Origin of the sequence: Pigmentiphaga sp. (genome assembly GCF_019689535.1) — a bacterium.
Classification (GTDB): Bacteria; Pseudomonadota; Gammaproteobacteria; order Burkholderiales; family Burkholderiaceae_B; genus Pigmentiphaga.
Window position 1 is genome coordinate 1 of the sequence record NZ_JADGHH010000129.1, and the last position, 10,102, is coordinate 10,102.

The 10,102-nt window shown below is 63.8% G+C and carries 9 protein-coding genes and 1 pseudogene; 4 read left to right on the forward strand and 6 right to left on the reverse strand.

The annotated features are described in order from the left end of the window. Window positions 1–47: 47 nt before the first annotated feature. Entirely contained in the window at window positions 48–755 is a 708-nt protein-coding gene (locus IRZ12_RS11835; RefSeq protein ID WP_296468628.1) for a GntR family transcriptional regulator, read from the forward strand. A 59-nt stretch (window positions 756–814) separates the two neighbouring features. On the opposite strand, the gene ahpF is transcribed toward IRZ12_RS11835, so the two are convergent. The 3 genes from ahpF to IRZ12_RS11850 form a co-directional block, all read right to left on the reverse strand. After that, on the reverse strand, window positions 815–2,404 hold the full coding sequence (gene ahpF, locus IRZ12_RS11840; RefSeq protein ID WP_296468630.1) for an alkyl hydroperoxide reductase subunit F: 1,590 nt from the start codon (window positions 2,402–2,404) through the stop codon (window positions 815–817). A 154-nt stretch (window positions 2,405–2,558) separates the two neighbouring features. Next, window positions 2,559–3,122: an alkyl hydroperoxide reductase subunit C gene (gene ahpC / locus IRZ12_RS11845; RefSeq protein WP_296468632.1), complete on the reverse strand. Its 564-nt coding sequence runs from the start codon at window positions 3,120–3,122 to the stop codon at window positions 2,559–2,561. Window positions 3,123–3,344: 222 nt separating this feature from the next. Then, window positions 3,345–4,055: a glutathione S-transferase family protein gene (locus IRZ12_RS11850; RefSeq protein WP_296468634.1), complete on the reverse strand. Its 711-nt coding sequence runs from the start codon at window positions 4,053–4,055 to the stop codon at window positions 3,345–3,347. 134 nt (window positions 4,056–4,189) lie between these two features. Here IRZ12_RS11850 and IRZ12_RS11855 point away from each other — a divergent pair, with 134 nt between their 5' ends. After that, window positions 4,190–4,438 (forward strand): hypothetical protein, encoded by a 249-nt coding sequence (locus tag IRZ12_RS11855; protein WP_296468636.1) that lies wholly within the window; start codon window positions 4,190–4,192, stop codon window positions 4,436–4,438. Window positions 4,439–4,500: 62 nt separating this feature from the next. Continuing rightward, complete coding sequence (locus tag IRZ12_RS11860) at window positions 4,501–5,040, forward strand: DUF4142 domain-containing protein (protein ID WP_296468638.1); 540 nt, start codon at window positions 4,501–4,503, stop codon at window positions 5,038–5,040. Between the two features lie 137 nt (window positions 5,041–5,177). Here IRZ12_RS11860 and ogt read toward each other — a convergent pair whose 3' ends face one another. Then, window positions 5,178–5,789: a methylated-DNA--[protein]-cysteine S-methyltransferase gene (gene ogt / locus IRZ12_RS11865; RefSeq protein ID WP_367181587.1), complete on the reverse strand. Its 612-nt coding sequence runs from the start codon at window positions 5,787–5,789 to the stop codon at window positions 5,178–5,180. A gap of 69 nt (window positions 5,790–5,858) precedes the next feature. Here ogt and IRZ12_RS11870 point away from each other — a divergent pair, with 69 nt between their 5' ends. Further along, complete coding sequence (locus IRZ12_RS11870) at window positions 5,859–7,661, forward strand: alpha/beta fold hydrolase (RefSeq protein WP_296468639.1); 1,803 nt, start codon at window positions 5,859–5,861, stop codon at window positions 7,659–7,661. A gap of 131 nt (window positions 7,662–7,792) precedes the next feature. On the opposite strand, the gene IRZ12_RS11875 is transcribed toward IRZ12_RS11870, so the two are convergent. Next, window positions 7,793–8,131, reverse strand: coding sequence for a hypothetical protein (locus tag IRZ12_RS11875; RefSeq protein ID WP_296468641.1), 339 nt, complete (start codon window positions 8,129–8,131; stop codon window positions 7,793–7,795). 302 nt (window positions 8,132–8,433) lie between these two features. Next, window positions 8,434–10,102: pseudogene (locus IRZ12_RS11880) on the reverse strand (hypothetical protein); the annotation flags it as partial.

Genomic DNA, 10,102 nt, shown 5'->3' on the forward strand with positions numbered 1-10,102 from the left:
ATTTTATAGTCAATATCGATTTTTTTAGTCCGGCGCCGCGGCCTCCCATGAGCACATCCCTGACTTCTCAACTGACTGCCGCTTTGCGCGATGAGTTGTTGAATGGCACCTTCAAGCCGGGGCAGCCTCTACGCCTGAACCAGCTCAGTCAGCAGTTCAACGTCAGCTTGAGCCCGCTGCGGGAAGCGCTGTCACGGCTCACGGCCGAAGGCCTGGTGATCGCGCACGACCAACGCGGCTATCGGGCCGCCCCGGTGTCTGCCCGCAATCACAAAGAAATCACGGACCTGCGGCTCATGCTGGAGCCTCATGCGCTCATCGTCGCGATGGAGCAGGGGGGGGAAGAGTGGGAGATTTCGGTGCTGGCCGCGCATCACCGGCTACAGCAGGTGGAAAGGCGGGCGGCTTCGGACCGGGAAGCCTTGTCGGAGTGGGAGGTCCGGCACCGCGAGTTTCACATGACGCTGATCGGCGGCGGGCAGATGCCGGTGTTGACGCAGTTCTGCGAAAAGCTGCTGGCGTTTTCGGATCGCTATCGCCGCATATTTTTTCGAGAGCGACCGTTGGACCGCGACATTCCCGACGAACACGAGGCCATCCTGACGGCCACGCTTGCCCGGGAGAAGGAGCGAGCAGCCGCCTTGCTGAAAGTCCATATCGAGCGGACGGCGGCCAACATCGCGGTGCTGCTCCAAGAGTGGGAGCAGGCGTCCCGGGATGTACCCGCGACAGGCAACGGCACGGCCGGCGGGTGAAAGAAAAAAAGCCTGCGGGTTGCCCCGGCAGGCCCTCGTACCGCCAACCCAGCGTGGACTCAGGCGGGTACTGCAACGGCTTCCGGCTTCTCGGCCTCCACCGAGGAGCGGATCAAGTAATCGAATGCGCTCAGCGCGGCCTTCGCACCTTCGCCGGTGGCGATGATGATTTGCTTGTAGGGCACGGTCGTCACGTCGCCCGCGGCAAACACGCCCGGCACGGAAGTCTGGCCCTTGGCATCGATTTCGATTTCGCCGTGCTTGCTCAGCGCCACCGTGCCCTTGAGCCATTCCGTATTCGGCACCAGGCCGATCTGGACGAAGACGCCTTCGAGCTCGATGTGCTGCAGCTCGCCGGATTGCCTGTCCTTATAGGTCAGGCCGTTGACCTTCTGGCCGTCACCGGTGATTTCCGTCGTTTGCGCCTGGGTGATGACCTTCACGTTAGGCAGGCTGTGCAGCTTGCGTTGCAAGACCGCGTCGGCGCGCAGCTCGCCTGCGAACTCGAGCAGCGTCACGTGTTCGACGATGCCGGCCAAGTCGATCGCAGCTTCTACGCCGGAGTTGCCGCCTCCGATGACTGCCACGCGCTTGCCCTTGAACAGGGGGCCGTCGCAGTGCGGGCAATAGGCCACGCCGCGGTTCCGGTACTCGCGCTCGCCGGGCACGTTCACTTCACGCCAGCGGGCACCGGTGGCCAGAATGACCGAGCGGCTCTTGAGCACGGCGCCGTTGGCGAGCTTGACCTCGATCTGCTTGTCGCCAGGCAGCAGCGCTTCGGCGCGCTGTGCGTTCATGATGTCGACGTCGTAGGCCTTGACGTGTTCTTCCAGCGCACTGGCGAACTTGGGCCCCTCGGTCTCCTTGACCGAGATGAAGTTCTCGATCGCCAGCGTGTCCAGCACTTGGCCGCCGAACCGTTCCGCGACGATGCCGGTCCGTATGCCCTTGCGTGCCGCATAGATGGCCGCCGCGGCCCCGGCCGGACCACCACCCACGATGAGCACGTCGTACGTCGCACGGGCATTGAGCTTTTCCGCTTCCCGCTGGCCGGCGTTGCTATCGAGCTTGGCGAGCAATTCTTCCACGCCCATGCGGCCCTGGCCGAACACTTCGCCGTTCAGGAAGATCGTCGGCACGGCCATCACTTGGCGTTTTTCCACTTCGTCCTGGAACAGCGCACCGTCGATCGTCACGTGACGGATGCGCGGGTTGAGCAACGCCATCACGTTCAGCGATTGCACGACTTCAGGGCAGTTCTGGCAGGACAGCGATACGTAAGTTTCGAACGAGAAGTCGCCGTCCAGGCCCTTGATCTGTTCGATCACGTCGGCGTCGAGCTTGACGGGGTGGCCGCCAACCTGCAACAGCGCCAGGACGAGCGAGGTGAATTCGTGGCCCAGGGGAATCGCGGCAAAGCGGATGCCGATGTCTTCACCGGGGCGGTTGATCGAGAACGAAGGCTTGCGCTCGTCGTCATCGCGTCGCTCGATCAGCGTGATGCGATTCGACAGACCCGCGATCTCCTTCAGGAGTTCGGCAAGTTCACGAGACTTCTCTCCATCGTCGATGGACGCAACGATCTCGATCGGCTGCGTGATCTTTTCCAAATAGGCTTGCAACTGGTTCTTGAGATTAGCGTCCAACATATGCGCTCCCTTCGCTCCGTCTTGTGTTTTCGGATGGTGCCCGGACCGCTTGTGGCTGCCCGGGCGATACTGCTTGATACGATGATTCGTTGACTGCGATGCCTTTCCGCGGGATGGCGCCTCCGGTAGGAGCCGCCATCCATCCGCGCGGTGCTTAGATCTTGCCGACCAGATCCAGCGAAGGAGCCAGCGTCTTATCGCCTTCCTTCCACTTGGCGGGGCAGACTTCGCCGGGGTGGTTCGCCACATAGATGGCGGCCTTGACCTTGCGCAGCAGTTCCTTGGCGTCGCGGCCGATGCCTTCGGCGGTGACTTCCACGGCCTGGATCACGCCCTGCGGGTCGATGATGAACGTGCCGCGGTCAGCCAAGCCTTGGCCTTCGCGCAGGACTTGGAAGTTGGTGGCCAATTCCCAGGTCGGGTCGCCGATCATCGCGAACTTGATCTTGCCGATGGCGGGCGAGGTGTCATGCCAAGCTTTGTGCGAGAAGTGCGTGTCGGTCGAAACCGAGTACACCTCGACGCCCAGCTTTTGGAATTCTTCGTAGTTGTCGGCCAAGTCTTCCAGCTCGGTCGGGCACACGAAGGTGAAGTCGGCGGGGTAGAACATCACCACGGCCCACTTGCCCTTCAGGGTTTCGTCGGTGACTTCGATGAACTTGCCGTCCTTGAAAGCGGTTGCTTTGAAAGGCTTGATCGGAGTGTTCACTAGAGACATTGCAGTTTCCTCTCTTGCTGGGTTGAAAAGACGTATATGAATGGTATACGTCACCTGAGAATTGATCAAATTGATTGATTTTATTCCGGCAATCACGAATTTCTATCGTGAGGAGGCGCCAGTCCGCGATGGCGAACCCCGATCAGTATCGGGGGCGGACAGACCCTCCGGCTTTGTGCCCCAGTCGGCCGGAACGACAAATATGGGGCCGGAAGCGTCATCCTACAAGGGATTTTGCACGCGGCGCAGCTTGGGCATGTCGCGCGCTTGCGGGCCGGCGTGGTCGAGCATGCGTTCGACCCACTCCGCCACGACGTCGTCTGCCGCCAGGACGGGGAAGTCGCTGACGCAGCGTGCCCATTGAAAGCCGCCGAAGACGATGTAATCGGCATACGCGGGCGCCTCGCCGCAGACGAAAGGCTGGTTGCGTAGGAGTAGGCGCAAGGGAGCGAGATTGGCGCGGAATGTTTCCACCTCTCGCTCGCGCCCCGCACAGACGGCCTCGACCGGCATGCCGAAACGCTCTTGGCGGCTGCGCAGGAAATATTCCACGTCGCCTTCATGCAAGGCGGGCACGATGTCGGCCAAGACGAGGCGGGAAAGGCCCGGCAATTGGACAGAGTCCGCCCAGCCGTTGACGAAGCGCGCCAGTGCCTGGGCCTGCGGCCCTCCGAACAGTGACGGTGCGTCCGGGTACGTGGTTTCCAGGTGGAGCGCGATGTTCCAGGAGTCCGCCACGACGCGACCGCCGTCCACGAGCACCGGTACGCGCCCCTGGCCCGAGAAAGCGATTTTGTCTTTTTCCGTGAAGCGCCACGGCAAGAATTCGGTTCTCAGCCCTTTGTGCATGAGTGCCAAGCGGGAGCGCCAGCAGTAGGGGCTGAAACGGAATTCCGGGTTGGCGCCGGCCAGGTCATAGAGCTGTCTGTCCATCGTCAATCGTCATTGCCTCGCGTGAGTAGAAAAGATGGGGTGTCGCGAAGCGGCCCCGCCGCCGTGGTGGCAGCCCAAGAGGGCATGGCGCTTGCTGGACTCCCCCGGAGTCAACACCTTACAGCGAGCACACCATGACGTCGAGCAAACAGCAGGAGCCCCAGCGATCCCCCAATGACGAAGGCGCGGGCCAAATGGCATCGCTACCCGAGAGTACCGGAGCCTCCAAGGGTGAGCCGCCGTCGAAGCGAGCCGAACACGAGCCGGCGACGCAGTATGACGGCTCGCCCCAACCCGACCCGCGACAAGACCGCCCCGGGCTGGGCAAGCCGCAAGACGATACCCCGTGGACACTGGAAAAGCGGGAAGGCCCTAAACCGTGAGTGGGCTGGGAACGCGGCTTGCTGGGTAGGCATACACCACACAACCGACGATGGAGATCACCATGCTTAAGTTGAAGACCGCGGTACTCGCCGCAGCGTTGGCGTTTGGCGCCGGTTCGGCCGGCGCGGCCGACCTCGCCCGCAAGGACGCCAGCTTTCTACAGGACGCCGCGGAGAGCGGACAGCTCGAAATCAGCGCGAGCCAGCTGGCGGAACGAAACGCCTCCCACCCCGACGTGAAGTCCTTCGCCAAAATGATGGTGGCCGACCATACCGCCGTGGACAGCGAACTCAAGGCTTTGGCGAGCCGCAAGGGCGTAGAGCTTCCGTCCGAGCCGACCCGGAAGGTGCGCTCCGCTGTGAACGATTTGCAGAAGAAAAACGGCGCGGATTTCGACAAGGAGTACGCCGAGGAGATCGCCGTCGACGCGCACGAGGATGCCGTCAAGCTATTTGAGAAAGCGGCCAAGGACGCCGAAGATGCCGAGGTCAAGGCCTTCGCGGCCAAGGTGCTGCCCAATCTGCAGCAGCATTTGGCCAAGGGCAAGGAATTGCAAAGCCTGGTCAAGTCCACCCGCGATAACGCGCAAATGAAACGCTAGCTTCGGCTGCGCCGCCGCGTTCCATCGACCCGCCGCCTGCGCGTTGCGCAGGCGGTGTTTTTTTTGCGCGGCCGCCAGTGCGCTGGTGGTGTGCCATGCGAGCGCGTGTGTCCTCCGCGCCCCTGAGGCTGATGCACTCAGAACAAAGCCGGCTGCCGGGGCGGCGCAGAAGGGGTGAGTGCGCCCTCGTGCTCCAGCAGCCACATCTTGCGATGCAAGCCGCCGCCGTAGCCTACCAGCCCGGAGTTGGCGCCGATGACCCGGTGGCACGGGATGACGATGCTGATGGGATTCGCCCCGTTTGCCAGGCCAACCGCCCGTACCGCCTTGGGCCGGCCGATGCGGGTGGCCAGCTCGGCGTAGCTGATCGTGCTGCCTAGCGGTATGCGCCGGAGTTCGGCCCAGACTTCGCGTTGGAATATCGTGCCGGCCGTGGCGACCTCGAGACTGTCAATGGCTGAGAGCTCGCCAGCGAAATAGGCCTCGAGCCGGCCTCGCGCCTCGCTGCATCGTGCTGCGTCGCGCACGATGTAGCCGTTCTTCCCGTAATGCCAGCCCAGGAGCTGGTGCATGCGCGGCGAATAATCTTCCCAATCCACCGCCCGCAAGTGGCCGTTCGCGTCCGTGAGGATGAGCAGTTCTCCCACGGGCGTGCGGGTGCGCTCCAGGAATAAGGTCAGTGCGTCCATGCCGTCGGGGATGCGTTCTGTCGTGCAAGCCAGTGTACCGCCCGCAATGGCCGAGTCCACTTGCCCTTCCTTGCCATCGCAGTTGATAATGAATGAAACAAATTGATAATTCTTTAACGGAGCGTATCGGTGGCGGGAACCAACGATTTTTCCACCAGCTGCCAGGCGGGGGGGCGCCGTGGCGGACGCATGCTGGCGCAGGGCTTGGCCGTCGCGGTCCTGGGCGTGCTGGCCGCCTGCGGTGGCGACGGGGCGGTCGCGCCGCCCGATGACCCCTTGCAGCCTTACCGGGAGCAGGTCGTCGATTGGCAGCCATGCGACCCGGAAGTCATGGGCGGCGATTCGATCGCGTACCAGACCTTCAAGGATCGCCTGACCTGCGCCACGATCCGCGTCCCGCTGGATTATTCCAATACTTCCCGCGGCGACGCCGTCGTGGCCGTGACGCGGGTGGCGGCCGGCGAGCCTTCCCAGCGCCAGGGCGCGATCCTGATCAACCCGGGCGGCCCGGGCGGGGACGGCCTGACCATGTCCCTGATGCTCGCTTCGCTATGGAGCGGCGCGGATGCGAGCACCACGGCGGGCCAGCTGCTGCCCACCATCGTGCAACGCTACGACATGATCGGATTCTCGCCGCGTGGCGTCGGGGCCAGCAGCCGGCTCTACTGCGCGACGAACGGGGCGTTGCAGCCCGAGCGCCATAGCTCCGACCGCAGCGAGGCGAACATCGCCGCCATGCTGTTCAACGCCCATGCGCTGGCCGACGCCTGCCTGCGCAACCCGCTCGCCAAGTACGTCAATACCGACAACACCGTGCGAGACATGGACTTGATCCGCGAATTGCTCGGCGATGCCAAGTTCAATTACTACGGCATTTCGTACGGGACGTGGCTGGGCGCCTGGTACGCTTCGCTCTTCCCGGAACGCGTCGGCCGCATGGTCTTGGACAGCTCGATGGACGTTACCGGCCCCATCGACGTCAACCTCGTGTGGCAGCCCATGTCCATGCAGCGGGTGCTGGACAGCTTCATTCCCAAGTATGCCAGAGCTTATCCTGGCCTCTACAACCTCGGCACCGATCCGGCCGCGATCGCCGCGGTTTTCCGGGGGCTGCCTGAGCCGATGCGGGTGGCCTTCGACCGGGTCCTCTCCCTGCACAGCGTCCTCAACTTGACGCGGCGGGTGGAGCGGGGCGTGCAGCTCATCGCCGCAGCCAAAGGCATGCATGGGCTCATCGAGGAGGATTCCGACCGTGCGCAGGACCCCAATGCCTTGAACGACGCCTTGATGGAGTACACCTTCTCCGACGACTTCGGCCAGGACATCGAAATCCGCGGCCTGGCGCAGGCCATGGTGGAGCCCTATTTCGAAGCGCTGGAGCCGGCGCCGGGGCCGATCTCGCTCCGGAACTCGGATTCGGTGTTCCACTCCGTGGTCTGTAACGATACGCCCGTCTCGAACACCGATACCCAGTATTGGGTCGGGCTCGGCAACGAAATGGCGGCCAGCTATCCCTACTCCGGCGGTTCCGTCACGCGCCACCTGTGCCTCGACTGGGGCGGCCCGTCCGTGGTCAAGCCCCCGCTATCACAGGCGGCGCGCGCGGGGCAGATCCTGATGCTGCAAAGCGAGTTCGACGCGCTCACCGCGACGGAAGGTGCGCTGCGTTCCTTCGAGCAGCTGCCGCAGGCCCACTTGGTCACGGTCACCAACCACTACACGCACGGCCTGGTGGGCGAGAGCATTCCCTGCGTGGACGAAATGATCGGCCGCTATTTCCTCGACGGGGTGGTGGCCGGCCGCAGCAGCGTTTGCGAAGGGCCGCCGCTGCCGGAGCCGACTTCGGACAAGGCGAACCGCATGGCGAAGATGAGCGCACCGCAAGGACGCGGCCGAGCTCGCGCGCGAAGCCTTGCGGGCCAAGTTGGATGAGATTGCCGCTTCCGGTGCACGTTTCTAAGTACGGATAAGCGCACGAGCGAGGTCCGGTCCCCATATCCCGGGAGTCCGGACCTTTGTTTTCCGGGAGGGTCACGCCGGCGGGCTGGCGGCTGCCTCCCGCCTTATTTGTCGCACTGCTTGCGCGCTTGTTCGACGTCGATCTTGCGCGCTTCCATGACGCGCACCAACTGCGCGGTCGCGGTCAGGCATGCATTCCCCGCTGGAGCACCCCCCAGCGGGTTCGATTGACCGACGCCGGGCAGGTGCGGCAGGGGCGATGTCGCCGGCGGCGGGCTCGTCCGGATCGCCGACTGCATGCGGGCTTCGCAATAGGCCGCTCTTACGTCGGCATTGCTCATGGACTTCAATTCTTCATCGGTGCGCGGCATGCACGACGCCACGGCGCCGTGCGCGGCAAAAGCGCAGGCGGCGAGCAGGGTGAGTCTGGATAGGATGGGCATGGCTGGCCGGCGGCTGCGGGGAACCCGTAAAAGCCGCGTATGAAGGGAAATTGGCTTATCGATATCGCAAATCCCGGCTCAAGTAAAGTAAAGCCAGGGCTTGCCCGGGTTGACGCAAGGGCTTGTGGGGGGCGAATAAAAAAGGCCAACCGCGCACGGTTGGCCTTGAGGTATTGGTGGTGGATGGTTTACGGAGGCGGGGCGGGCTCGGTCAGCCCGCGAGGGAAGATGCGAGCCATTGCTGCCAACCGGTTTCGGGGCCTCAAGACCAGTCTCCGATAATGTAGCCTCGATGTGCGGAATCACATCCTTGGCAAGCTCTCCTGCGGATGCCTCCAATCCAGCAGCGCCTGGAACGAGCGCGCGGAGCCCTTGGCGACAAAGTCCTGGAACACGGTTTGCGGTACCTTGAGGTAGCGCCAAGTTTCGCCGGATTCCTGACCGACCTCCTCACACCAGCGGGCCATGTGCCTTGCCTTCGCGTCGGTGTCGTCGAATTCCCGGCCCTTGGTCTCGATGATCCAGTTTACCGGCCCGGCCTCGGTCGTCTGGACCGCGACGAAATCCGGGTAGTACAGGCGCACCGCGCCGCTGCCGGAGAGGTACTGCACATGGAAGTGGGTGAACCACTCGGCCAGTGCCGCGAACCGGTCGATGTCGTCGCAGCGGTCCAGGAACAGGGCGAATTCCGCCTCGAGCGGGTTGTAGCACGCGACCACGTTGAAGATGGTCTTCTGCGCCGGAACAATCATCCGCCGCCAGGTGAATTTCGGCGTGTCCGACAGCCGGTACGGTTCGCCCAGGAGTTTCACCGGCGTCGCCTCCACCGTAAGTTCCCCGATTGCCCGGGCGAACAACGCGGCGACGGCATCCAGCAGGCCCGAGTGATTCAGTGCCCGCCGCACACCGGCATCGTCCAGTTCGACCACGACGCCGAAACATCGCTTCTGAACATACTCCCGGACCTTCGGGTAGATCTCGGCGAAGCGCCCAGGCAAGCGGGCGCGCTTCTCCACGCGGCCCGTCAGCGAGGAGAGGAGATTCTCCACCGGCGGCAGGTTGTCGTCGTTGAACTCGACCTCATCGGAACCCACCTTCACGTCCACGGTGCCATGGACCAGATCGATGCGGTTGCGGACTTCCTTGTCCAGGTCGGCTTCCTTGGCCAGCGGCGGCAGGGCCAGCGGGTCGAGGTCCCCGAGCCTGGTGTAGGTGCGCTCGTAGAGCGGCGTGGTCTGGGGAATCGCGATGTCCAGATGGGCGCGGTCCGCGAGCGGATACACTTCCCGCCCCGGCTTCGGCGGCTGGGTGGTGGTGGGAATGCCGACGCCTTCCTTCTCCAGTTCGCGGATGAAGTTCTCGAAGGCGTTGGTGCCGATCAGCTCCAGAATCTGATTGTTGTCGCGCGGCACCTTGCGCATCAGCCTTAAGCCCCGGCCGATGGCCTGTTCGGGCAGGATGCCGGCCTTGGCGGTGAATGGACGCAGGCCCAGGATCACCGAGACGTTGCGTACGTCCCAGCCCTCGCGCAGCATCAGCACGGACACGATGGCGCGGATGGGCGAGCGGCCCTCGTCCACTTCCCGGGCCGCCTGGCGGGCGAGGTCCAGATCCTTCTTGGTGATCTCTCCGGCCTTGTCGATGTGGATGACCAGCACCCGGCCATTGCCCTTGAATTCCGGCTCCCGTCGCAGGCGCTCGGCGATGGAGTCCGCATCCTTGGTGGATTCCGCCATGACGAATAGCAGCGGCTTTTCGTCCACGGCGCCGTAGTCCTTGACGTGCTCGCGCCAGCGCTCGACGGCGATGGCGATCCACTCGTTGTAAACATCGCCCGCCTCTTCGGAAGCGTACTTGTCCGGGTCCTTCTTGTCGGTCTGGTGGATGATGAGCGGGGTCTTGACGATGCGGTCCTCCACCGCCTGGGCGAGCGGGTAGTCCACCACGATCCAGGGGAAGAAGGTGCCATTC

Excerpts from the sequence above, each read along its gene's own strand:
- IRZ12_RS11835 (WP_296468628.1), top strand. The coding sequence starts at position 48 with ATGAGCACATCCCTGACTTCTCAACTGACTGCCGCTTTGCGCGATGAG.
- ahpF (WP_296468630.1), bottom strand. The coding sequence starts at position 2,404 with ATGTTGGACGCTAATCTCAAGAACCAGTTGCAAGCCTATTTGGAAAAG.
- ahpC (WP_296468632.1), bottom strand. The coding sequence starts at position 3,122 with ATGTCTCTAGTGAACACTCCGATCAAGCCTTTCAAAGCAACCGCTTTC.
- IRZ12_RS11850 (WP_296468634.1), bottom strand. The coding sequence starts at position 4,055 with ATGGACAGACAGCTCTATGACCTGGCCGGCGCCAACCCGGAATTCCGT.
- IRZ12_RS11855 (WP_296468636.1), top strand. The coding sequence starts at position 4,190 with ATGACGTCGAGCAAACAGCAGGAGCCCCAGCGATCCCCCAATGACGAA.
- IRZ12_RS11860 (WP_296468638.1), top strand. The coding sequence starts at position 4,501 with ATGCTTAAGTTGAAGACCGCGGTACTCGCCGCAGCGTTGGCGTTTGGC.
- IRZ12_RS11875 (WP_296468641.1), bottom strand. The coding sequence starts at position 8,131 with ATGCCCATCCTATCCAGACTCACCCTGCTCGCCGCCTGCGCTTTTGCC.